The following is a 23,062-nucleotide window of genomic DNA, read 5'->3' as shown; positions in this document are numbered from 1 at the left end:
CCGACCCGTTCGGCTGGCCGGAATCCGGCGGTGAGGTAGGTTCTCGCCATGCATACGGTGGCGGTGATCGCGCTGGACCACGTCGTTCCGTTCGACCTCGCCGTCCCGACCGACGTCTTCGGCTGGGTCCGGCTGGCCGACGGATCACCCGGCTATCGCGTCGTGGTGTGCGGCCCGGCCGACGAGGTGAGCGCCGGGCCGTTCACGATCCGGGTCCGGCACGGCCTGGCGACGCTCGCGGATCTCACCGAGACCGACACGATCATCGTGCCGGGCGTCGCCGACGACGACGCGTCGGTCCCGGCCGAGGTCGTGGACGCGCTCCGGGCCGCCGCCGCGCGCGGAACCCGGATCGCATCGGTGTGCGTGGGCGCGTTCACGCTGGCCGCCACCGGGTTGCTCAACGGGCTGCGGGCGACCACCCACTGGCTGGGCACCGCCGAGCTGGCCGCCCGCTACCCGGCGATCGAGGTCGACCCGCACGTTCTCTACGTCGACAACGGGCAGATCCTGACCTCGGCCGGCGCCGCGGCGGGGCTCGATCTGTGCCTGCACCTGGTGCGGCGGGACTACGGAGCGGCGGTCGCCGCGGACGCGGCCCGGCACTCGGTGACGCCGCTGGAGCGCGACGGCGGGCAGGCCCAGTTCATCGCCCACGAGCCACCCGCCCCCGACGGCGTCTCGCTCCGGCCGCTGCTGACCTGGATGGAGCAGAACCTCGCGGACGAGCTGACGCTGGACCGCATCGCGCGGCACGCGGCGCTGAGCACCCGGACGCTCAACCGCCGCTTCCGGGAGCAGACCGGCACGACGCCGCAGCAGTGGCTGACCCGGGTCCGGCTGCGGCGGGCGCAGCACCTGCTGGAGACGACCGCGCATCCGGTGGAGTGGATCGCCGCGCAGACCGGGTTCACCTCGCCGAGCACGTTCCGCGAGCGCTTCAAGCGTCTCGTCGGGGTGAGCCCCGCGGCGTACCGCGCGTCCTTCCGCGGCGCCGAAATCGCCAGCGCCCCGCGCGGCGGAGCCCCGGTCGCCGGAGCCCTAGCCGCCGGAGCGTTGTGCGTTTCGGCGACCTATACCCGGCCGTGACGCACACCGCTCCGCCCGATCCGCTCAGACGCCGGTCGTCGAGCCCGGGCGGACGATCATCAGGACGACCACGACAGCCCACAGCAGGTTGAAGACGCCGGTCGCCGCCCCGAGCCGTGCCGCGGACCTGTTCGGGGCCAGGGTGGCTGTACCTCCGGTGGAGAGTGAGGCGGCAGCGTGGTCGGGGGTGCAACCGGAGAGGGCTGCGGCCTGACCGGGCAGCACCACCAGCGCGAGTACGCCGGCCGCGATCGCGGTCAGCGCGATCGACGTGAGTAGCCACGCGTCGGTGAGCACGCCGAGCGCCACGGCCGTCGCCAGCCCGAACGCCGGAACGGTGAGCCCGATGACCGTGTAGACGCGGCAGATCCGGTGCAGGGTGCGCAGGACCGTCACGGCGTGCGGATCGCTCCCGGCCGACCGGAGGTAGCGGGGGAACATGCTGGCCGCGACGGCGACCGGTCCGATCGTGAGGATCGCAGCGAGCACGTGCAGGCTGAGGAAGAAGGCGGCATTCACGGATCCCGACGCTAGGGACGGGACGGACGCGCCAGAAGTGGCAGGAACGCCGCACGCCGCCGGATTCTCGCCAGCGCCGGGGTGGATGTGCTCGTCGATGTCAGCGGCCGGGGAGCGGCTCGGCGACTGTTCTCAGTATCGCGTCCGCCGAGGCCGGCGTCATCGGACCGGGGAAGGACGCCGGGGACCGTGACTCCTGCCTACGGTGTCCGCGGCGCCGCCGGGCGGCGGTCGCACGCCGCGGCCGCCGCCCAGCGGCGTCCGTGCGCAGAGAAACGACGGGGAGACGGGAGAACCGCGTGGCGGAGCAGGTACGGGAACTGGCGGCGGCGTTGATCGCGATGGCCGCGGCCGACACGGAGCTGACGCCCTACGGCCTGGACACCGAGAGCTTCGGCCGTCAGCTGGAGTGGCGACGGGTGACCGCGGCCCACGGCGACCGGCTCGCCGAGATCATGGCGCGGCACGGGTGGCCGACCGCAGGGCTGGTCGGGGAGGAAGCGGCACGCTGCGCGTGGAAGATCGCGATGCACGCCGACCGGCAGCTGGATGTGCAGCGGCGGGCGCTGGCGCTGCTGGAGGAGGCGGTCGCCGCGGGTGAGGGCTCGCCGCGGGACCTGGCGATGCTGCGCGACCGGGTGCGGGTGAACGAGGGCCGGCCGCAGATCTACGGCACGCAGATCGCCGGTGTGGTCGACGGGGCGCCGGTGCCGTGGCCGGTGGCCGACCCGGAGCGGATGGACGAACTCCGCGCCGAGGTCGGCCTCGCGTCCTTCGCCGAGCACGTCGCTGCCCACGCGCCCCAGACCTGACTGCCCCCGGCCGGCCGGGGGCAGTCAGGTCGCGGGGCGGCCGATCGGCAGGTCAGCCGACCGGGGCGGGCGTGACCGGGGTGCGGTCGGCGCTGTCCGTGTCGGTCGTGTCCTGCTCGCCGGACGGGGTGGCGTCCTGGGTGGCGAACTGGGTGCGGTGCAGCTCGGCGTAGCGACCATCGAGAGCCAGCAGCTCGGGGTGGGTGCCGCGCTCGACGATCCGGCCCGCCTCGACCACGAGGATCTGGTCGGCGGCCCGCACCGTGGACAGCCGGTGCGCGATCACCACCGCGGTACGCCCGTCGAGGGCCTCCGCGAGTGCCGCCTGCACCGCCGCCTCGGACGTGGAGTCCAGATGCGCGGTCGCCTCGTCCAGGATGACGACGCGCGGCCGTGCGAGCAGCAGCCTGGCGATCGTGAGGCGCTGACGCTCACCGCCGGAGAGCCGGTAGCCGCGTTCCCCGACGACGGTCTCCAGTCCGTCCGGCAGCGCCGCCACCAGATCACCCAGCCGGGCACGCTCCAGTGCGTCCCACACCTCGGCGTCGGTGGCGTCCGGACGGGCCAGCAGCAGGTTCTCCCGGATCGACTCGTGGAACAGGTGCCCGTCCTGGGTGACCAGGCCGAGCGTGTCGCGCACCGACTCAGTGGTCAGGTCGCGCACGTCAGCGCCCGCCAAGCGCACCGCGCCGCTGTCGACGTCGTAGAGCCGCGGGATCAGCTGCGCGATCGTCGACTTCCCGGCGCCGGAGGAGCCGACCAGCGCGACCATCTTCCCGGCGTCGACCGTGAACGAGATGTCGTGCAGCACCTCGGCGCCGCCCCGGGTGTCGAGCGTCGCGACCTCCTCCAGCGACGCCAGCGACACCTTGTCGGCCGAGGGGTAGCTGAACCGCACCTGGTCGAACTCGACCGACACCGGACCGTCGGGCACCGGCCGCGCGCCGGGCTTCTCGGTGATCAGCGGCGGCAGGTCGAGCACCTCGAAGACCCGCTCGAAGCTGACCAGCGCGGTCATCACCTCGACCCGGGCACTGGCGAGCGCGGTCAGCGGGGCGTACAGGCGGGTGAGCAGCAGCGCCATCGCCACCACCGCGCCGGGGTCGAGCTGTCCGCGCAGCGCGTAGAACCCGCCCAGGCCGTAGACCACCGCGAGCGCGAGCGCGGAGACCAGCGTCAGCGCGGTGATGAACACCGACTGCACCATCGCGGTGCGTACGCCGATGTCCCGCACTCGCCCGGCTCGGTCGGCGAACGCGGCGGACTCCCGGTGCGGCCGGCCGTAGAGCTTGACGAGCGTCGCGCCGGGCGCGGAGAACCGCTCGGTCATCTGGGTGCTCATCACCGCGTTGTGGTTCGCGGCTTCCCGCTCCATCCGCGCCAGGCGGCGGCCCATCCGGCGCGCCGGGAGCACGAAGACCGGCAGCAGCACCAGCGCCAGCAGCGTGATCTGCCAAGAGATGCCGAGCATCACGACCAGCGTCAGGACCAGCGTCACCAGGTTGCCGACAACGCCGGAGAGCGTGTCGCTGAACGCGCGCTGCGCCCCGATGACGTCGTTGTTGAGCCGGCTCACCAGCGCACCGGTGCGGGTGCGGGTGAAGAACGCGATCGGCATCCGCTGGACGTGGTCGAACACGGCGGTGCGCAGGTGGAGGATGAGGCCCTCGCCGATGCTCGCCGAGAGCCACCGGGTGCCGAGGCTCAGCGCGGCCTCGGCGACGGCGATCACCGCGATCAGCGCCGCGAGCCGCCCGACCACACCGGTCTGCTCACCGCTGACGATCGCGTCGACGACCCGCCCGGCCAGCACCGGGGTGGCGACCGCCAGCAGCGCACCGACGACCGACAACGCGAGGAACAGCGTGAGCAGCCGGCGGTGCGGACGGGCGAACCCGCCGATGCGCCGCAGCGTGGCCAGCGAGAACGGCCTTCGATCTTCACTCGCGTGCATCGCGTGGTACAGCGAGTTCCACGCCGTCATCTCCATGCTCATGGTTTGTCATCCTCGAAGTCGCGGCCGACGTGCCCGGTGCTCGGAACGGTAGGAGTTGAAGCGCCCTTCAGGTCAAGGGAGCGCAGCAGGTCAACCTTCGGGAGGTCGGTGCGGTGGTGCCTCCTCCTCGAAGGCACCACCGCACCCGCTTCGCGGAAGCATGCGGACGCTACCGCCGGCCACCGACAAAAAGTCGCCCGCGCTCCGCCGGGTGGGCCCGCGGTGTGCGGTTCGGCGGTCGGCGGCTCCATGGCCGGCGGCATCGTTGCCGGCCGCGGCCACCGCCCGGCGGATCGCGAACCAGAGCACGTCAACGCGTCCGTCCACGGCCCGGGCGGTTGAAATGGCCCCGCATCTGGCGGTGGAACGTGCGCTCCCGGGCTCGGCGCTCGGCCCGCAGCCGCGCGTCGGTGCGGGCCGCCGCCCACTCGTTCTCCCGGACGAGCTTCTGGTAACTGTCCAGGCGCCGGGCCGGCAGCGTTCCGGCGTCGATCGCGGCCCGGACCGCGCAGCCCGGCTCGCTGCCGTGCGCGCAGTCGCTGAACCGGCAGTCCGCGGCGAGCGCGTCGATGTCGGCGAACGCCCGGCTCAGCCCTTCCTCGGCGTCGAACAGGCCGACGCCGCGCAGGCCGGGGGTGTCGATCAGCACGCCCCGCCCACCGCGCAGCGGGATCAGCTCGCGGCGGACCGTGGTGTGCCGGCCCTTGCCGTCGACGTGACGGACGTCCTGGACCGCCAAGTCGACCCCGGTCAGCGCCGTGGCCAGGGTGGACTTGCCGACCCCGGATTGTCCGACCAGGACGACGGTGCCGGTCAGCTCCCCGTCCAGCGCGTCGAGCCCGTCACCGCGCACGGCGCTCACCGCGACGACGTCGGCCCCGACCGCGACACCGGCGACCTGCTCGTGCACCCGGGCGACGTCCGGGCAGGCGTCGGCCTTGGTGAGCACCACGACGGGCCGGGCGCCGCTCTCCCAGGCCAGCGCGAGCAGACGTTCGGCGCGGCCGAGGTCGACGTCGACCGTGCACGGCACCACGATCGCGACCACGTCGACGTTGGCGGCGAGCACCTGACCGTGGGAGAGCCCGGACGCGGCGGCGCGGACCAGCGCGGTCCGGCGCGGCAGTACCGCGTGCACGTACTGGCCGGAGAGCGCGACCCAGTCGCCGGTACACACGTCCATCCGGGTGAACTCCGCGCGCACCACGGCACCCACCGGTGAGGCCGCGGTCACCACATCACACTGGCCGCGGTCGACGCGGACGACCCGGCCCGGAGTCAGCCCACCAGCGGCGTGCGGCGCGAACGCGTCCGCCCAGGTGGAATCCCAACCGAAAAACTCAAGAGAAGAAGACAACGCAGGAACCCTTTACGGGACAGTGGCGCCGAGGTGCCCGCGGGGACGCGGGATCGTCAGTCGGCAGCCGGAAGGACGAGGGACGGCCGGACGCTGCGCAGGGCAGCGTCAACCACAGCGGCGGCCATACCCCACACCTCCGATCCCGTCCAGGTCCGAACTTCCTGCGCGACAGCACGCTACCGGGTGCAAATTCGGACCGCACGCGAATTAACCGGTGGGATTCTCCCGGGCATGCCACCGCTGCCGCGGCCGTACTGGAGTGTCTGGACCGTCCAGGTGATCAACCGGGCCGGTTCGGTCGTGGTGTTCCTGCTCGCGTTCTACCTGGCGACCGAGCGGAACCTCAGCCCCGCCGCGGTCGGCCTGGTGATGAGCGCGACGGGCTTCGGGTCGATGGCCGGTGCGCTGCTCGGCGGGCACCTCGCCGACCGCTGGGGACGCCGTCCGACGCTGCTCACCGGGCTGCTGGGCAACGCCGCGGCGCTGGCCGCGCTCGGTGCGTCCCGGCCGGTGGCGCTGATCGTCGCGGCGGCGTTCGCGGTCGGGGCCACCCGCGGGCTGCACGAGCCGGCGCTCGCCGCGGTCGCCGTCGACGTCGTGCCCGCGTCCGGGCGGCTGCGCGCGTTCAGCCTGCTGTACTGGGCGCAGAACCTGGCCAACGGCGCGGCCGCGCTCGGCGGTGGCCTGCTGCTCGGCGTCGACCTGCGGCTGGTGTTCGCGGTCGACGCGGCCACCAGCCTCGCCGGGGCCGCGCTGGTGGCGCTCACCGTGCCGGAGACCCGGCCCGCCGCGCCCGCACCCACCGGCCGGGGCGAGACACCCGCCCGCGACCCGGTGTTCCTCAGCCTGTGCGCGACCGGGTTCCTCATCACGCTGATCTTCGGTCAGCACCTGACCGCGCTGCCGCTCTCGATGGCCGACGACGGGCTGCCGGCCCGCTCGTTCGGACTGGTCATCGCCGTGAACACGGCGCTGATCGCCGCCGGGCAGCTGTTCGCGCCGCGGCTGCTGACCGGCCGGGACCCGTCCCGGCTGCTCGCGGTGACGGCCACGACCGCGGGTCTCGGATTCGGGCTGACCGCGTTCGCCGACACCACGCTGGGCTACGCCGGCACGGTCGTGGTGTGGACGCTCGCGGAGATCGCGATGGTCCCGGCCACCGCGACGCTGCTGGCCGGTCTGTCGCCGGCCGCTGCCCGGGGCCGCTACCAAGGCATGTACGGGCTGGCCGGCGGGCTCGGGTTCGCGCTCGCGCCGGTGGCCGGGGGTGTGGTGCTCGACCGGTACGGCGGAGCGCCGCTGTGGGTCGGGTGCGTGCTCGCCGTGCTGCCCGCGGCCGGCATCCACCTGGCCGCCGCCGGGGCGCGCCGCCGCCGCGCCGAGGCGCTCCCCGCCCCCGTCTGACGCGCGCCACCGCCGCCACGTCGTTTTCGGGAAGACCACCTCTCACCCCGCCCGCAGAGGTGGCCTTCCCGAAGAGCCGCCACGGCCCGCCCGCAGGCGGCGGCGCGAGGGAGTCAGGTGGGTGAGGGTGCGGCGGGGCGGGGTGGGAGGGGGAGCGGCACGGCGGGCAGCCCGTCGATGCTCGCCCGGTTGTGCTCCTTGCTCGCGCAGTACGCGGCGAAGCCCTCCTCGCCCTTGCGTCCGAAGAACTCCGCGTGCAGTGACCGGTCCTCGCGGTAGTCCATCAGCGGGACCGCGAAGCCGCAGCTGTCGCTGATCCGGTCGGCGGTGACCAGGATGACCGCCCGCACCTCGGGGGCGTCGGCGTCGGGCATCGTGGCCACCAGCGCCGGGAAGCGGGGGTCGTCGCGGAAAACCGGTTCGCCGGTGCCGTGGACGCGCAGCACGGTCGGCGGCCCGGTGAACGCGCACCACATCAGCGTGATGCGTCCGTTCTCCCGCAGGTGGGCGATGGTCTCGGCGTGGCTGCCGCCGAAGTCGAGGTAGGCGACGGTGTACTCGTCGAGGACGGCGAGCGAGCCGGAGCGGCCCTTGGGCGAGAGGTTGACGTGGCCGTCGCCGGCGAGCGGCGCGGTCGCGACGAAGAACACCGGCTGCTCCGCGATGAAGCTGCGCAGCCGGTCGTCGATCCGTTCGTACTGCTTTCCCATGCCACGATCCTCCGCCCAGACGTCCGCAGAGTGGAACCGAGTTCTCACCCAGCGGTCGTACATACTTGCCACGGCATATAGCCACAGTGTTATGTTCGGGGCCGATAACCCCGAGAAGTGAGGAGCCCACGGTGGAAGGCACGCTCACACAGGATGCCGGTCGGTACGTGCTCCGGATCGAGCGCCGGCTGGCCCATCCGCCCGCCCGGGTCTGGCGCGCGCTGGTCACCCCGGCCGAGCTCAGCCGCTGGTTCCCGGCCGACCTGACGGGTGACCTGCAGCCCGGCGGCAAGCTCACGTTCACCTTCCGGGAGGAGGAGGCACCGCCGTCGGACGGCACGGTCGTCGCGTTCGAACCCGAACGGCTCTTCGAGTTCCGCTGGGAGGAGGACGTGCTGCGCTGGGAGCTCACGCCGATCGGCGACGGCTGCCTGCTCACGCTCACCCACACGTTCGACGACGGCCCGGGCGCGGCGAGCTTCGCGACCGGATGGGTGGCCTGCCTGGACGTCCTGGCGGCGAGCCTGGCCGGGGAGCCCACCGACGAGCCGTCCAAGGGCTGGGTCGCGGCGACCCACGACCGCTACGTGGAGGCGTTCGGGCTGCGGGAGGGCGTCACCGAGTCCACCGGCACCGGGTGGCAGGTGCGGTTCGTCCGCCAGCTGACCAAGCCGCCGGCCGACGTGTGGACGCAGCTGTCCGGGCCGGACCGGGCCGTCCGCGAGGGCGCGCTGCTCGACGGGTTGCCTCCGGCGCGCGATGCGGAGACCGACGAGCCGGCGTCGCTGCGGTACGGATGGGGTGACGATCCGAACGCGACGGTCGGCTGGGAGCTCGCACCGGGCCCCGGCGGCGCGCGGGCCGTGCTGACGGTGGCCGGGCCGACGACGTCCGACGTGGCCGCGGAGCAGGCTTACCGGGCCGCCCGCGACCGGCTGGACACGCTCGCCGCGCAGCTGCGCGGCTGACCGCACGGCACGCGCGCGCTCACCAGCCGGCGACCTGCACCGGCGCACGGGCCGGCAGCAGCCGGTCGAGGTGGTGCGGCAACTCGCCGAGCGCCTCGTCGACGCTGCGCGCACCACCGAGCACGCTGGTGGCCAGCCCGGCGGACAGCGCCAGCAGGCCGGCGGCCTCCGCGCGCGGGTCCGCCGGTGGCCGCAGCACGGTCCGCAACGCCTCGACCAGGATCTCTTCCCGGGCGTCCGGGCCGGCGAGGACGGCCTGCGCGGCGATCGTGGAGTCGGTCATCGCCAGCACGGCGAACGCCGCGTGGGCGAGGTGGAACCGGCGGGTGTCCGGATCGGTGGGGAGCAGCGCGGCCAGCGTCGCCTCGATGACCGTGCGCGGTGGCGGCGCCGGGCCGGCGGCCGCCACCCGGCTGGTGACCTGTTCGGACAGCCGGCGCGTGAGATAAGCGGCGGTGAACAGCAGCAGCTGCTCCTTGCTGGGGAAGTAGTACTGGACCAGGCGTAGCGAGACGCCGGCCTCGGCGGCCACCTCCCGCAGGCTCATGCCGTGCAGGCCCTGGACGCCGACGACACGGAGCAGCGCATCCGCGATCTCCCGCCGCCGTTGCTGGTGGTCCACCCGTTTCGGCATCTGCTCCGCGCCTCCGTCCGGTCCCAGCCCATCCCTTTCTCACTGGTACGTCCGGTCACTCCGGTTCGGTTCGACACCAGGAGTGACGGAGTGGCGATTTGCCCACTGTGGAGACGAAGATCCGGTAAGTGACTGGCTGAACGTCGGAAATCGAGCCTCCCCCGTACGGGTATTACTCGGGCGTGGCGCGCGCCACGCCGCCGGTTGGCCCGAGGTTTTCTCACAAAACTCACATCTAGCGTGCTTTCGTACTCCCTGCCCGATACATCTTGAGGAGGGACATACATGGCATCTAAGACAGCACGCGGAGCCGCTCTGGCGCTGGCGGGTCTCGCCGTCACCGGCGGTGCGGTCGTCGGTCTCGGGGGGACCGCCCAGGCGGCGGCTCCCGCCAACCACGACGGCCGGATCAGCTCGAACGGCTGGGGCTGGAACGGCGACGAGGACCAGGTCGTCGGAGTCTTCCGCAGCTACCGGCAGTGCAACTGGGCCGGCCGAGTCGGCGAGTACCGCGGCTACTGGGAGGACTACGACTGCGACTTCGTCCGCACCGGCTACCGGGGCAACTGGCGCGGCCAGTGGGGTTCGCCGTTCCACCGCTCGTGGGAGCGCGGCGGCTGGCACTACCGCGGTGTCTGGGTGCTCCGCGCCGAGTGTGACTGACCGCTGAAGAGCCCGAGGTCGGCTTAACCCCTGCCGACCTTGCCCGCCGGCCCCATCGAACGCCCCCCAGCGTCCGATGGGGCCGGTGCTCTGTCCGGACCGGTGCGCGGGCACGACGCCGCAGACGGTACAAACTGTCAGGTGATCGACGCGTACCCGATGAGGACGATCCAACCGGACGAGTTCGCCGACTGGCTGCGCATGGTCGCCGACACCTGGGGCCAGGACTACACCGACCGTGACGTGGAGGCCGTCCGCGCGGTCGTCGGCTCCGACTTGCCCCGGATGCTCGGGGCGTTCGACGGCGACCAGCCGGTCGGCGGCACGGGCTCCTACCGCCGCCTGCTCACGCTGCCCGGCGGCCGCCCGACCCCGATCGCCGCCGTCAACTGGGTCGGCGTCGCCGCCACCCACCGGCGCCGCGGCATCCTCACCGCGCTGACCCGGCGGCAGCTCACCACACTGCACGAGACCGGCGCCGAGCCGATCGCCGTGCTCGCCGCCGCCGAAGCCGCGATCTACGGACGCTTCGGCTACGGCATCGCCGGCTCCCGGCTCCGACTGACCGTCGACAGCCGCAGCGCCGCGTTCGGACCGGACGTCCCGCCGATCACCGGCACCGTCCGGCGGGTCCAGCCCGCCGACGCCCGGCCGCTGCTCGCGCAGATCTACGACGCCGTCCGCCGCACCACCGTCGGCTGGACCGACCGCACGGAGCAGTTCTGGCACACCCGCCTGGACGACCCCGAACACGAACGCGACGGCGCCACCGCCCTTCGCCTCGTGGTCCACGACGCCCCGGACGGCACCCCCGACGGGTATGCGCTGTACCGGCTGCGCCACCCCGCCGTCCAGCTCGTCGAGCTCGCCGCCGCCGCTCCGGCCGCCCACGCCGCGCTCTGGCGCTACCTGCTCGACCTGGACCTGCACCCGGAGGTGGAAGGCAACGCCGCGCTCGACGAGCCGCTGCCGCACCTGCTGTTCGAAGCGCGGGCGGTCACCGCCACCGTCCACGACCAGCTCCACGTCCGGCTCGTCGACGTCGAACGCGCGCTGGCGGCCCGCGCCTACGTCGTTCCGGTCGACGTCGTCCTCGACGTCACCGACCGGTTCTGCCCGTGGAACACCGGCCGCTACCACCTCGCCGCCGACCACACCGGCGTCACCTGCGAACCCACCCGCGCCCCGGCCGACGTGCGGCTCTCCGCCGCCGAGCTCGGCGCGGTGTTCCTCGGCGGCACCAGCCTCGCCACCCTCGCCGCGGCCGGTCGCGTCGAGGAGCTGCGGCCCGGCGGGGTGAGCCGCTGCGCGGCGGCGTTCCGCGGCGAACGGGAACCGTTCTATCCCGGGGGAGCGGCCTTCCCGGTGTACTGAGCCCACTGGGGATCGGCGATGCTGTGGGCGTGGAGTACGTGTCCAGAGCGCCGCGACCGCCGTTGGACGGGCTGATCGACGACCTCTATTACCTGGAGGGCGCGCCGCCGTACGCCCGGCTGACCCTGCCGCCGGCGCCGTCGGCGTTGCTCGTCGTCAACCTCGGGGCGCCGTTCCGCATCCGCGCCGGCACCGACATCGAAACGGCCCAGATCGAGCCGGCAGAGTACGCCGACGGCTGCGTGGTCACCATGCCCACCCGCGCGTGGGAGTTCAGCTACCCGGTCCCGACCCGGTCCGTCGGCGCGCACGTCAAGCCGTGGGGGCTGGCGCCGTTCCTGCCGATGCCCGCGGCCGAGCTGTGTGACCGGCCGGTGACGATAGAGCAGGTGTGGGGCCGGGCGGCAGTTGCGGAGCTGCGAGACCAGCTGGCAACGGCGGACGCACCGCAGGAGATGCTGACGCTTCTCGAGGAGGAGCTGATGCGACGGCTGCGCGAAACCGCCGGCCTGGGGCTGGTCCGCCATCTGAGCAGCGTCATCGCGGCGACCAGCGGAGCGGTGACGATCGGCGACCTGAGCGTGGCAGCCGGTGTCAGCAGCACTCATCTGGCGCAGCGGTTCAAGGAGCTCATCGGCGTTCCGCCGAAGCGGCTGGCCCGCACGCACCGCTTCGCCGCCCTCGTGTTCGCGATCGACCCCGCCGGACCGATCGACTGGGCCGACCTCGCCGGTGGCGCAGGCTACTTCGACCAGGCCCACTTCGGCCACGAGTTCCGGGCGTTCACCGGGCTCACGCCGACCCGGTACGTCGAAGCCCGGCGGCGGTTCCTGCGCGAACACCCCGGCCACGCGTTCGACGGCTGGCCGTTGCCTGCCGATTGATTTCGTACAAGAGCGACAGCCCACGACACGCTAACTTCGGGGCACCCCGAAGCAGAGGAGAGTCCCGTGGGCACGGTGGTCCTGTACAGCACGGTATCGGTGGACGGTTTCATCGCCGACGACAACGACCAGCCCGGACCGCTGTTCGACTGGTTGTCCAGCGGTGACGTCCCGTTGGACGACAGCGGCTTCGTGAAGGTGTCGCAGACGTCCTACGACTACACCCGGCCGTACTGGGACCAGATCGGGGTGACGATCGCCGGCCGCCACGTCTTCGACCTGACCGACGGCTGGGACGGGAAGCCTCCGAGCGGGATCGACCACGTGGTCGTCGTGACCCACCGGCCAGCGCCCGAGGGCTGGGACCCCGAGGCACCGTTCCACTTCGTCGACGGCGTCGAGGCGGCCGTGGCCACGGCGCAGCAACTCGCCGGTGACCGCATCGTCGAGGTCGCCGCCGGCGACGTCGGTGGCCAGGCGCTTGCCGCGGGTCTGGTCGACGAGGTGCGCATGGACGTCGTACCCGTCGTGTTCGGGTCCGGCAAGCGCTACTTCGGGTCGGTCCACGCGCAGCACCTGCTGGAGGATCCTGACGTGGTGATTCAGAGCAACCGGGTGCTTCACCTGCGCTATCGGGTGCGCCGTTGACCGCGACTGAGACCCCGGCCACAGGGCGACCAGCCACTACCGGCGTAAATGGACTGGCGATCGCCGCACGCGCTCCGGTTGGGTGACGGGGGAGAGAGGCACCACCCGCACAGGAGGCCCCGTGATCACCACCGGCGCGCTACTCGGCATCGCCGCCGTCGCCCTAGGGCTCGTCCTGACCCCCGGGCCGAACATGATCTACCTGGTCTCCCGCACCCTCACCCAGGGACGCCGCGCCGGACTGATCTCGCTCACCGGCGTCGCGGTCGGCTTCCTCGTCTACCTCACCGCCGCGACCGTCGGGCTCGTCGCGGTGTTCACGGTCGTCCCCGCCCTGTACACCGCGATCAAGCTCGCCGGCGCCGCCTACCTGCTCTACCTCGCCTGGCAGGCACTGCGCCCCGGCGGCACGAACGTCTTCGACCCGACGCCGCTGCCGCCCGACCCGGCCCGCCGCCTGTTCACGATGGGGCTGGTCACCAACCTGCTCAACCCCAAGATCGCGATCCTCTACGTCTCGCTGCTCCCGCAGTTCGTCGACCCGGCCCGCGGCCACGTCGCGTGGCAGAGCCTGACGCTGGGCAGCGTCCAGATCGCCGTCGCGCTCACCGTCAACGCGCTGATCGTGCTCACCGCCGGCGCCATCGCCGGGTTCCTCGGCACCCGCCCGACGTGGCTGCGTGTCCAGCGCTACCTGATGGGCACCGCGCTCGCCGGGCTCGCGATCAAGCTCGCCACCGACCGCTCGAAAGCCGCCGTCGCGACCGCTTGAGGGGGAGCGCCCACCGGAGTCCTCCCAAGGGCCCCGGAACCCGCAACTTTACATAATGCACATTATCGGGGAAGTGGAGCGGGAGGCCAGACCACGGTGTCCAGGTCCTCCCGCAGGTCCGCACAGAGCTCGTCCCAGCGCGCCAGCCGCTCCGGCGACAGGTACGTGCCCGGCGCCCCCGCGATCTCCGCCTTCGGGTAGCCCGCACGCATCCGCGCGTACGCCAGCGTGTGAGCCGCCGGCGTCGCCATCGGATCCTCCGGGCGCACCGGCTGCTCCAGCACCGCGTGGACGATCGGCTCGGCGAACCCCCACAGCCCCAGCAGGTACGCGCTGGCCTGCGTCGACGTGCAGCCGAACACCCCGACCTCCACCTCGGCCTGCGCCCAGGGGTCGCGGGACCCCTCGCGCACCAGCTCCCAGCCGCCCGGGCTCGCGCTGACCTGCACCAGCAACCCGACACTATGGAGCAAACCGGACAGGAAGGCGGCACTGACGCCGTTCCGGTCCGCGCCCTCGGCCGCCGCGATCTTCCGGCACATCGCCGCGACCACCATGCTGTAGTTCGCCAGCGCGTCCAGATCGAAGCTCTCCGGCGTCGGCACGTCCGACCGCAGCGCCGAACTGGCCAGCGCCAGCGCCTGAATCGCGTCGAACCCCAGCAGCACCACCGCACCGGCCAGCGTGTCCACCGGGTGCGGCGCACAGAACACCCCGGAGTTCACCAGCTTGAGCACCTCGGTGGCGGTCGCGATGTCGTGCTCGATCACCTCGACCAGATCCTGCACGTTGCAGTCCGGCCGGGACGCCATCTCCACGATCTGCGTGTACACCGCCGGCGGCCGCGGCAACGAGTGCACCGACCCCAGAAACGCCTGGATCTGCCCTTCGGTGACCGCCCGGCGCACCTCCATCACCTGCTCGATCGCCGCGATCAGATCCTCCGGGCGGCACGGCTTGAGCAGGAACCGCTGAGTCAGGCCGAGTGCGGCGATCACCGACTCCCGATCGGTCTGCCCGGTCAGGATGATCCGCGCCGTGGACGGATACCGCTCCCGGACCGCCGCCATCACCTGCACGCCGTCCATCCCCGGCATCCGCATGTCGCACACCAGCACGTCCACCGGCGCCTCGGCCATCAGGGCCAGACCCTCCGCGCCGGAGTTCGCGAACTGCATGTCCCACTCGTTGCGCTGGCTGCGCAGCATCCGCCGCAGCCCGGACAGAATGTTCGGCTCGTCGTCGATGAACATCACCCGCAGCACCCTGCTCACCAACCCGTCATCGGTTCGGGCTGCGGTGCCTCCACCGTCGCCGGAATGATCAGCCGGAACGTCGTACCCTCACCCACCACCGAGTCGACCTCGATCGACCCACCGTGCTTGCCCACCACACAGCTGTGGGCCATCGCCAAGCCCTGACCGGTGCCCTTCCCGACCTCTTTGGTGGTGAAGAACGGGTCGAAGATCCGCAGCCGCGTCGCCTCGTCCATGCCGGTGCCGGTGTCGCTCACCGAGATCTGGATCGTGTCCCCGACCCGGCGGGTACTGACCCCGATCCGCCCCTGCGCCGAATCACCGCTGCGCTGCTGTTTCTCCGCGATCGCATGCGCCGCGTTGACCAGCAGGTTCAAGATCACCTGCTTGAGCTCACCCTCGTAACACGGCACCAGGCCGGCGCCGGGGTCCAGATCCATCTCCATCTCCGCCACGTACTTCCACTCGTTGCGCGACACCTGCACGGTCGTCTCCACGGCGCGGTTGAGATCGGTCTCCGTCCGCCCCTGACCGGGGTGGGAGAACTCCTTCATGGCCCGCACGATCTCCGCGACCCGCGCGACACCCTCCAGCGTCTGCTCCAGTGCGCTCGGGATCTCCGTCCCAAGGAAATCCAGGTCCAGGCCATCCACCAGCAGCGACAACCGAGCCCGGAGATCCGCCACGGTCGGCGCCTGCGCGTCGCCGCGGGGATCCTGCTCCGCTCCGCGCGCGACGTTCGCGATCGACCGCAGCGCCTCCAGCACGTCGGTGAACGAATCCGCCAGGAACAGCACGTTGTCCGACACGTACTGCACCGGGGTGTTGATCTCGTGCGCGAGGCCGGCGGCCAGCTGACCGATCGACTCCAGCCGCGTGGCCTGCGCCAGCTGACGCTCCAGCGCGGTGATCCGCGTGACGTCGGCGCCGACGCCGATCACCCCACCCGGAGCGCTCGCGTCCGCGTGCCGGGGCAGGACGCTCAGCAGCAGCATCTGCGCGTGCCCGTCCGGGCCCTGCACGGTCACCGCCTGGTCGACGACCGGCGTGCCGCTGTCCAGCACGTGCCCCTCGATCTGCGCGATCAGCAGCCCCAGCTCGTCCTGGCTGAGATCACCCTCCCGGCGCCCGACCAGGTCCTTGTCGCTGCTCAGCCCCCGCAGCCGCGCGTACGGCTGGTTGCACCCGAGGTAGCGGTGCTCGGTGTCCTTCCAGAACACCACGTGCGGGATCGTGGACAGGACGCTCGCGAGCAGCTCCCGCTCGGCGTGCAGTTCGTGCACAACCGCCTCGGCGCGGGCCGCGGTGCGCTGCGCCTCCTCGGCGCTGTCCCGCCGCTCGGTGATGTCCTCGATGAGGAGGACGAAGTACCGGACGGTGTCCTCACCGGCGCCGGGACCCAGCCGCAGGCTGATGCGGCAGGGCGTGCCCACCCCGTCCTCGGTGTCGAACTCCAGGTGCAGGCGTCCTCCCGCCGCCAGCTCCCGCTGCAGCCGCTCGACCTCGTCCGGCGTGAACTCGCGGGCGGGCAGCAGAAGATCGAGCGGGTGCCGCCCGACCGCGTTCGCCAGGGAGAGGCCGGTCTGCCGGGTGAACGCCGGATTGACCCACTCCACCCGCCCCACGGCGTCGGTGATCGCCAGACCGAGGGGCGACAGCAACGCGCTGGCCCCGAGCCGACGCATGGCCTCGTCCGACGGCGCCAGCGGCTCCGTGTCAGCGGGCTGGGGCGTGACGTCGCCCATCGTCGGCCTCCCGTACCCGGCGTCCCCCAGTCCCCGGCGCGCCGGAGGCTTTTCGCAAAGATACGGCTAAACTGCGCCAAAGGGAATTAACGGGCCTAAGACTGTAGGCGGGTCGAGTTGGTACGAATCCTGATGGTCGACGACGAACCGCGCGTCCTCGACGGCGTCCGCCGCAACCTCGCCAGCCACTTCAGCATCGAAGTCGCCCTCTCCGGCGCCGAAGGCCTCGCCATCCTCGAACGCAACCGGCACAGCACCGACCCGTTCGCCGTCGTCATCTCCGACATGATGATGCCGCAGATGAACGGCGCCCAATTCCTCGGCAAAGCCCACCAGGTCGCCCCTGACGCCGTCCTGATGATCCTCTCCGGCCAGGCCGACCTGCCCTCCACCATCGCCGCGGTCAACGACAGCAACCTCTTCCGCTTCATCGCCAAACCCTGCAGCCCCCACGGCCTCCGCAGCGCGATCGACGACGCCCTCCGCCAATACCAACTCGTCCACGCCGAACGCGAACTCCTGCAGAAAACCCTCGCCGGCTCCGTCGACGTCCTCTCCCAGCTGCTCTCCCTCGGCAACCCCGACGCCTACAGCCGCACCACCCGCACCAGCCGCCTCGTCGACACCGCCGCCCGATCCCTCCACCTCAGCCACGTCTGGGAACTCCGCGCCGCCGCGAAACTCAGCCAGATCGGCCTCGTCGCCATCCCACCCGACGTCGTCGACCGCGTCGAGACCGGCGCCAACCCCACCCCCGAAGAAATCGCCATGTACGCCACCCACCCCCAGGTGGCCCACGACCTCCTCATCCGCATCCCACGCATGGAACGCGTCGCCCGCTGGATCGCCCAACAGAACAGCGACGGCAGCCACCCCGCCGAGAACGACGAAGAAGGCTTCTGCATCGACGTCCTCGCCGTCGCCACCAAATTCGTCGCCGCACGCCAACAAGCCGAAGAACCCACCGCCACCGCGCGCCGCCTCACCGGCACCTGCCGCCACCGGCCCGACGTCGTCCAAACCGTGCTCCACGCCGCCACCAGCGCCGGCCACTCCGACGAGATCCGCGAACTCACCGTCCGCGACCTCCGCCTCGGCATGGTCTTCCAGCACGACGTCCTCGCCACCTCCGGCGTCGTCCTCGTACGCAAAGGCGACACCGTCACCGAAGCCGTCAAGATCCGGCTCGCGAACTTCGCCGCCACCGTCGGCGTCAACGAACCCATCCGCGTCGCCGAAGGCACCCCGGCCGGTGCCGCCTGAAACGGCGAACGGGGGCGGCGACCAGTAGGTCGCCGCCCCCGCCGGGCACACCGAAAACTCAGATCAAGCCCAACCCGCGCACCGCGTCGCGCTCCTCGGCCAGCTCCTGCACCGACGCGTCGATCCGCTCCCGCGAGAACGCATCGATCTCCAGGCCCTGGACGATCTGGAACTTCCCGTCCTTCGCCGTCACCGGGAACGACGAGATCAGACCCTCCGGCACACCGTACGAGCCGTCCGACGGGATCGCCGCCGACGTCCAGTCACCCTCCGGCGTACCGTTCACCCAGCTGTAGACGTGATCGATCGCCGCGTTCGCCGCCGACGCCGCCGACGACGCACCCCGCGCCTCGATGATCGCCGCACCCCGCTTGGCCACCGTCGGAATGAACGTGTCCCGCAGCCAGGCCTCGTCGACCTGCTCCGCCGCGACCTTCCCGTTGACCTCCGCGTGGTACAGGTCCGGGTACTGCGTCGCCGAGTGGTTACCCCAGATCGTCAACTTCTTGATCGCGGTCACCGGCACGTCCAGCTTCGACGCCAGCTGCGAGATCGCCCGGTTGTGGTCCAGACGCGTCATCGCCGTGAACCGCTCCGCCGGCACGTCCGGCGCGTGCGCCTGCGCGATCAACGCGTTGGTGTTCGCCGGGTTACCGACCACCAGCACCTTGATGTCATCCGCCGCGACCGCGTTGATCGCCTCACCCTGCGGCTTGAAGATCCCGCCGTTGGCCTCGAGCAGGTCGCCACGCTCCATGCCCTTGGTCCGCGGCCGCGCACCCACCAGCAGCGCCACGTTCGCGCCGTCGAACGCCACCCGCGGGTCGTCGGAGATGTCGACACTCTGCAGCAGCGGGAAGGCGCAGTCCGCCAGCTCCATCGCGGTGCCCTCGGCCGCCTTCAGAGCCGGGGTGATCTCCAGCAGCCGGAGCTTCACCGGAACATCCGGCCCCAGCAGATGTCCGGACGCAATCCGGAACAGCAGCGCGTAGCCGATCTGTCCCGCTGCACCGGTGACCGTGACCGTCACTGGTCCCTGCACCATCACGCCTCCCACCATCGTTGCTGTCGGGGGACGACGCTACCCCTGCCCCGCGCCCGAGGGGCCCACCGGTCCCGTCGGTGTGATGTTTGCATCTTGTGGTGGGTGCGTTCGTCTGTATGGGCTTGTTACTACGCAGGTGGGTTCTGGCCGTTCCCGGCCGCACCCTCCAACAGGGTCAGCATCTCCGGGAGGTCGAAGAACCGCGCCGTGTCCAGGGCGGACGGTCCGCCGGCATGCGGATCCGCACCCGCCGCGAGCAGCGTCCGGACGCTCGGCTCGGACCGGCGGAACACCGCGGCGGCGAGCGGCGATTGGCCACGGTCGTTGACCCGGTTCGGATCGGCGCCGCGGGAGAGCAACGCGCCGACCGTCTCCGGATGGTCGTAGTAGGCCGCGAGGATCAGCAGCGTGTCGCCCTTGTCGTTGGTGAGGTTCACCGGCAGACCCGCGTCGACGTTCGCCGCGAGCTCGTCGGTGTGCCCGCCGCGCGCCAGGTCGAACATCCGGTGCGCGAACGCCAGCGTCTCCTCGTCCAGTTCCACGAATCCACCCTAGGTGCCGAGGGGCTCCCCTGCTCGGCGTGGGGTTGGTCTTCAGTGGTGGGGTGTGATCAGGTGTATGGGCTTGTTATTACTACTTGGTCTCACCGATTGGCAGAATGGACCCGATCCATGAGACTCGACGACGGGACGGGCGATGTACCTCGGGCTGCCGGAGCGGACCCTGGCCGGATGAGCGGGCCCCACCGCAGCGTCCCGGCGGACCTGCGCCCGGACTGCGCGAACTGCTTCGCGCTGTGCTGCGTCGCGCTGCCCTTCGCCCGCTCGGCGGACTTCGCCGTCGACAAGCCCGCCGGGACACCCTGCGGCAACCTGACCGCGGAGCACCGCTGCGGGATCCACGCACGGCTCCGTCCGTCCGGGTTCACCGGGTGCACGGTCTTCGACTGCCTCGGCGCCGGGCAACGCGTCTCGCAGCAGACATTCGGGGGCCGCTCGTGGCGCGACGCGCCGGAGACCGCCGGAGCGATGTTCGCGGTCTTCGCGGTCCAGCGGCAGCTGCACGAGCTGCGCTGGTACGCCGAGGAAGCGCTCGCGCTGCCCGCGGCCGCCCCGGTGCACGCCGCGCTCTCCACCGCGGCCGAGCACACCCGGGCGCTGGCCGACGGCACACCGGAGGAGCTGCTGGCGCTCGACGTCGACGCGCACCGGGGCGCGGTGACGCCGCTGCTGCGGGAGGCCAGCCGGCTGGCTCGCGCCGCGGCCGTGCCCGGTCACCGACGAACCGGTCCCCCACTTTCCGGTTCGACCCCGCCCGGCCGTCCCCGCGGGAAATCCGGCCGCACCGGCGGTCCGGGGCGCGCCGACTGGACCGGCGCCGACCGCGCCGGGGCCGATCTGATCGGCGCCCGCCTGCCGGGAGCCACGTTCCGCGGCGCCGATCTGCGTGGGGCCTACCTGATCGCGGCGACGCTGCGCGGGGCGGACCTGCGGTGGGCCGATCTCCTCGGCGCGGACCTGCGGGACGCCGATGTGTCCGGCGCCGACCTCACCGACGCGCTGTACCTGGTCCCGGCGCAGCTCGCGGCCGCCCGCGGTGACCGGGCCACCCGCATCCCCCCGCACCTGGACCGCCCCACCCACTGGCGCTGATCCCACTCCCCGCCCACGCTGCGCGCTGCGTGGCGGCTGGTTTTCGGGAAGGCCACCGCTGCGGGCGGCTGAGAGGTGGTCTTCCCGAAAACCAACTAACCCGCCGGCGGGAAGGGCTCAGAACGTTTCGTTGGGCGGGGTCACCCGCAGCGGCTCGACCACACCCACGTACGTCTTGAAGTTCTGCAGCCGCACCCGGATCGCCTCGGTGACCCGATCACCCTTGCGCACCAGGATCGCCCCGGTCGTGGCCTTCACGTCCCGGACGAACCGTGCGCCCACCTTCAGCTGGTTGATCGTCACCGAGATCGCGTCCGGGACGGCGTCCCGCTCCTGGGCGGTCTTCAGCACGGCCTGGACCACCTCGGGCCGGTACCGGCCGCCGACGAGTAGCCGGGCCGCGCACTCCGGTGGCCATTCGCCGATGTCCTTCGCGGCCAGGAACTCGGTGGCGACCGTGAAGATCTGCCGCTGCAGCTCCGTCCGCGGGTCCGGATCGGGGTCGGCCTTCGGCGGCGGAGCGGTCGCATCGACGGTCTGGCCGCCGACCCAGGCCGCGACCCGCTCGAGTTTCGGGATATCGGCCAGCAGATCCCTCGCCACCAGCGGGTGCGAGCGGTACATCGTCTTCTCCCCGGCGCTGCCCTCGATGCCGCCCTCGACGCGCTGCAGCACGTCGGAGGGGATCGACACCAGCCCGAGCTGGCTGAGCCGGGCCGCCATCCGCAGCTCCCAGCTGTGGCTCTGGCCCAGCAGCCGTGCCGCGCCCGCCACCAGCTCGGTGATCGTCGTGGTCCGGCTCCCGGTCTCCGGGCTGGCCATAGCCAGGGCCTGCGCGAGGACCTTCACCGCGCCGGTCAGCGTCTTCTCCAGCAGGTCGCCCTCGGCCTTCGACCGCTGGTACTGCACCAGCGCGGCGTCGATCGCGGCGTGCAGATCCCGCGGGCTGCAGGGCTTGGCGATGAAGCGGAACAGCCGGCCGGTGTTGACCGCGGCGATCGTCGACCGCATGTCGACCTTGCCGGAGATCACCATCAGGACGGCGTCCGGGGCGATCTCGGCAGCCTGGGCGAGGAACTCGACACCGTCCATCCCCGGCATCACCATGTCCGAGACGACGACCGCGAACGGGTTGGAACCCCCGCGGCTGAGTTCGAGCTTCTTCAGCCCTTCGGCTCCGGAGAGCACCGCCTCGACGGTGTAGCGAGTCGCCAGCGTACGGCGGAGACCCTCGAGCACGCCCGGTTCGTCGTCCACCAACAGGATCCGCTGCGCCACCGCGCCCCCTGATCGTGAACGGAATACCCGGTTTTGTTCCTAGAAGCGATACTTTAACCAGAGAGGCGTTCCGTGGGTAGCGAGGCGTGCCGCGCCGCTCTCCCCGGTCGTCGCCGAGGAGGACCCTGACGCGTATGGGCTTGTTATTACCTAATGGGCCGTACCCGGCCTCACTGCGGAAGGCCGGACGACTCCAGGCTCGTGACCACCGGCGCGACCAGCCGGTCCAGTGCCCGCGCCAGGACCGCCACCGCGCGGTCGGCGTCGTCCTCGAATCCCTCGACCGGACCATCCGGCGCCTCCGGCAGCCCGGCCAGCGGCAGCGGCGCCTCCACCAGGACCGTGGTCCGCAGGAACGGCCCGCGGGCCAGGTCCTGCGCGGTCGGGGTGACGAACTGGCCGAACGAGCTCGTCCATCCGCGCCAGGCGCCGTCTCCCGGCTCCCGGACCTGGTCGTCGCCGAACGGGCTGGTCGGCGGCGCCCCGGACGACACCGGCGGCAGCGTGGCCAGGTTCACCGGCGACGGCGCGACGAGCTGGACGCGGGCCAGCAGCGACCCGTCCCAGAAGTTGCGCACCACCTCGGCGGAGAGCACCCGCCGGTGCCAGCGCACGTACGCGGGGGTCGTCGTCAGCGGTGGTGTGGCGATCCGCCAGGCCACCGCCGCGAACTCCACCGGCGCGATGTCGCCCCAGGCGTCGACGAACAGGTCCTGGTGGTATCGGACGAGCTGCGCGTAGCGGTCACGCGTTCCGCGGTCCACTCGGAACACGGTCGTCATCCGGGCCTCTCCCCCATCTACGTCGTACGGTCGGAGCTGATCGATCCAGTGGGCACGCCCGGCCGCTTCCACATTAGGCCGATCGGCCGCGGGACGACGGACCCCGCCGGGTCGCCTCGATCGCAGAAAAAGTGGGCCGCGGGTGGGAACAACCGGACCGGTCCTCGACGTTGGCCTCCCGCACGCCCGAGCCGGCCGACGGCCCGGA

Annotated in this window: 22 protein-coding genes; 11 read left to right on the top strand and 11 right to left on the bottom strand. The window is 72.0% G+C overall.

Annotated elements, in window-relative coordinates:
• Positions 1 to 48: 48 nt before the first annotated feature.
• A complete protein-coding gene (locus tag ABEB28_RS28345; RefSeq protein WP_345731286.1) occupies positions 49 to 1,089 on the top strand; it encodes a GlxA family transcriptional regulator in 1,041 nt (346 codons plus the stop codon).
• A 24-nt stretch (positions 1,090 to 1,113) separates the two neighbouring features.
• On the opposite strand, the gene ABEB28_RS28340 is transcribed toward ABEB28_RS28345, so the two are convergent.
• Positions 1,114 to 1,608, bottom strand: coding sequence for a hypothetical protein (locus ABEB28_RS28340; RefSeq protein ID WP_345731285.1), 495 nt, complete (start codon positions 1,606 to 1,608; stop codon positions 1,114 to 1,116).
• 299 nt (positions 1,609 to 1,907) lie between these two features.
• Here ABEB28_RS28340 and ABEB28_RS28335 point away from each other — a divergent pair, with 299 nt between their 5' ends.
• Positions 1,908 to 2,420 (top strand): DUF6624 domain-containing protein, encoded by a 513-nt coding sequence (locus ABEB28_RS28335; RefSeq protein ID WP_376981076.1) that lies wholly within the window; start codon positions 1,908 to 1,910, stop codon positions 2,418 to 2,420.
• 52 nt (positions 2,421 to 2,472) lie between these two features.
• Here the strand turns inward: ABEB28_RS28335 and ABEB28_RS28330 are convergent, their stop codons facing one another.
• Complete coding sequence (locus ABEB28_RS28330; RefSeq protein WP_345731284.1) at positions 2,473 to 4,416, bottom strand: ABC transporter ATP-binding protein; 1,944 nt, start codon at positions 4,414 to 4,416, stop codon at positions 2,473 to 2,475.
• A gap of 310 nt (positions 4,417 to 4,726) precedes the next feature.
• Complete coding sequence (gene rsgA, locus ABEB28_RS28325) at positions 4,727 to 5,773, bottom strand: ribosome small subunit-dependent GTPase A (RefSeq protein WP_345731283.1); 1,047 nt, start codon at positions 5,771 to 5,773, stop codon at positions 4,727 to 4,729.
• A 234-nt stretch (positions 5,774 to 6,007) separates the two neighbouring features.
• On the opposite strand from rsgA, the gene ABEB28_RS28320 reads away from it, so the two are divergent.
• Positions 6,008 to 7,180 carry an MFS transporter gene (locus ABEB28_RS28320; protein WP_345731282.1) on the top strand — a complete coding sequence of 391 codons (1,173 nt, stop codon included), beginning with the start codon at positions 6,008 to 6,010 and terminating at the stop codon, positions 7,178 to 7,180.
• A 113-nt stretch (positions 7,181 to 7,293) separates the two neighbouring features.
• Here ABEB28_RS28320 and ABEB28_RS28315 read toward each other — a convergent pair whose 3' ends face one another.
• Positions 7,294 to 7,890: a pyridoxamine 5'-phosphate oxidase family protein gene (locus tag ABEB28_RS28315; protein ID WP_345731281.1), complete on the bottom strand. Its 597-nt coding sequence runs from the start codon at positions 7,888 to 7,890 to the stop codon at positions 7,294 to 7,296.
• A gap of 131 nt (positions 7,891 to 8,021) precedes the next feature.
• Here ABEB28_RS28315 and ABEB28_RS28310 point away from each other — a divergent pair, with 131 nt between their 5' ends.
• The gene (locus tag ABEB28_RS28310; RefSeq protein WP_345731280.1) at positions 8,022 to 8,858 is read left to right on the top strand and encodes an SRPBCC family protein; all 837 of its coding nucleotides are present in this window, start codon (positions 8,022 to 8,024) and stop codon (positions 8,856 to 8,858) included.
• Between the two features lie 19 nt (positions 8,859 to 8,877).
• Here ABEB28_RS28310 and ABEB28_RS28305 read toward each other — a convergent pair whose 3' ends face one another.
• The gene (locus tag ABEB28_RS28305) at positions 8,878 to 9,492 is read right to left on the bottom strand and encodes a TetR/AcrR family transcriptional regulator (RefSeq protein ID WP_345731279.1); all 615 of its coding nucleotides are present in this window, start codon (positions 9,490 to 9,492) and stop codon (positions 8,878 to 8,880) included.
• 285 nt (positions 9,493 to 9,777) lie between these two features.
• Here ABEB28_RS28305 and ABEB28_RS28300 point away from each other — a divergent pair, with 285 nt between their 5' ends.
• The 5 genes from ABEB28_RS28300 (at position 9,778) to ABEB28_RS28280 (ending at position 13,833) form a co-directional block, all read left to right on the top strand.
• Positions 9,778 to 10,155 carry a hypothetical protein gene (locus tag ABEB28_RS28300; protein WP_345731278.1) on the top strand — a complete coding sequence of 126 codons (378 nt, stop codon included), beginning with the start codon at positions 9,778 to 9,780 and terminating at the stop codon, positions 10,153 to 10,155.
• 141 nt (positions 10,156 to 10,296) lie between these two features.
• Positions 10,297 to 11,529, top strand: coding sequence for a GNAT family N-acetyltransferase (locus ABEB28_RS28295; protein WP_345731277.1), 1,233 nt, complete (start codon positions 10,297 to 10,299; stop codon positions 11,527 to 11,529).
• Between the two features lie 23 nt (positions 11,530 to 11,552).
• Positions 11,553 to 12,413, top strand: coding sequence for a helix-turn-helix domain-containing protein (locus ABEB28_RS28290; protein ID WP_345731276.1), 861 nt, complete (start codon positions 11,553 to 11,555; stop codon positions 12,411 to 12,413).
• A 66-nt stretch (positions 12,414 to 12,479) separates the two neighbouring features.
• Positions 12,480 to 13,061 carry a dihydrofolate reductase family protein gene (locus ABEB28_RS28285; RefSeq protein ID WP_345731275.1) on the top strand — a complete coding sequence of 194 codons (582 nt, stop codon included), beginning with the start codon at positions 12,480 to 12,482 and terminating at the stop codon, positions 13,059 to 13,061.
• 121 nt (positions 13,062 to 13,182) lie between these two features.
• Positions 13,183 to 13,833, top strand: coding sequence for a LysE family translocator (locus ABEB28_RS28280; RefSeq protein WP_345731274.1), 651 nt, complete (start codon positions 13,183 to 13,185; stop codon positions 13,831 to 13,833).
• A gap of 62 nt (positions 13,834 to 13,895) precedes the next feature.
• On the opposite strand, the gene ABEB28_RS28275 is transcribed toward ABEB28_RS28280, so the two are convergent.
• Together ABEB28_RS28275 and ABEB28_RS28270 are read right to left on the bottom strand one after the other, a co-directional pair.
• Positions 13,896 to 15,107, bottom strand: coding sequence for an HDOD domain-containing protein (locus ABEB28_RS28275; RefSeq protein ID WP_345731273.1), 1,212 nt, complete (start codon positions 15,105 to 15,107; stop codon positions 13,896 to 13,898).
• On the bottom strand, positions 15,104 to 16,834 hold the full coding sequence (locus tag ABEB28_RS28270; RefSeq protein WP_345731272.1) for a PAS domain-containing sensor histidine kinase: 1,731 nt from the start codon (positions 16,832 to 16,834) through the stop codon (positions 15,104 to 15,106). Before ABEB28_RS28270 ends, ABEB28_RS28275 begins: the two co-directional genes overlap by 4 nt.
• A 132-nt stretch (positions 16,835 to 16,966) precedes the next feature.
• Between ABEB28_RS28270 and ABEB28_RS28265 the strand changes: the two genes are divergently transcribed.
• A complete protein-coding gene (locus tag ABEB28_RS28265) occupies positions 16,967 to 18,097 on the top strand; it encodes an HD domain-containing phosphohydrolase (protein ID WP_345731271.1) in 1,131 nt (376 codons plus the stop codon).
• A 58-nt stretch (positions 18,098 to 18,155) separates the two neighbouring features.
• Here the strand turns inward: ABEB28_RS28265 and ABEB28_RS28260 are convergent, their stop codons facing one another.
• The gene (locus ABEB28_RS28260) at positions 18,156 to 19,142 is read right to left on the bottom strand and encodes a malate dehydrogenase (protein WP_345731270.1); all 987 of its coding nucleotides are present in this window, start codon (positions 19,140 to 19,142) and stop codon (positions 18,156 to 18,158) included.
• Between the two features lie 128 nt (positions 19,143 to 19,270).
• On the bottom strand, positions 19,271 to 19,645 hold the full coding sequence (locus tag ABEB28_RS28255) for an ankyrin repeat domain-containing protein (protein ID WP_345731354.1): 375 nt from the start codon (positions 19,643 to 19,645) through the stop codon (positions 19,271 to 19,273).
• 228 nt (positions 19,646 to 19,873) lie between these two features.
• Here ABEB28_RS28255 and ABEB28_RS28250 point away from each other — a divergent pair, with 228 nt between their 5' ends.
• Entirely contained in the window at positions 19,874 to 20,794 is a 921-nt protein-coding gene (locus ABEB28_RS28250) for a pentapeptide repeat-containing protein (protein ID WP_345731269.1), read from the top strand.
• Between the two features lie 117 nt (positions 20,795 to 20,911).
• Here the strand turns inward: ABEB28_RS28250 and ABEB28_RS28245 are convergent, their stop codons facing one another.
• Positions 20,912 to 22,072 (bottom strand): response regulator, encoded by a 1,161-nt coding sequence (locus ABEB28_RS28245; RefSeq protein ID WP_345731268.1) that lies wholly within the window; start codon positions 22,070 to 22,072, stop codon positions 20,912 to 20,914.
• A 170-nt stretch (positions 22,073 to 22,242) separates the two neighbouring features.
• Complete coding sequence (locus ABEB28_RS28240; protein WP_345731267.1) at positions 22,243 to 22,854, bottom strand: hypothetical protein; 612 nt, start codon at positions 22,852 to 22,854, stop codon at positions 22,243 to 22,245.
• Positions 22,855 to 23,062 lie beyond the last annotated feature (208 nt).

The sequence above is a fragment of the Cryptosporangium minutisporangium genome (assembly GCF_039536245.1).
GTDB classification, from domain to species: Bacteria; Actinomycetota; Actinomycetes; order Mycobacteriales; family Cryptosporangiaceae; genus Cryptosporangium; species Cryptosporangium minutisporangium.
This window is presented reverse-complemented; position numbering and strand designations above follow the sequence as displayed.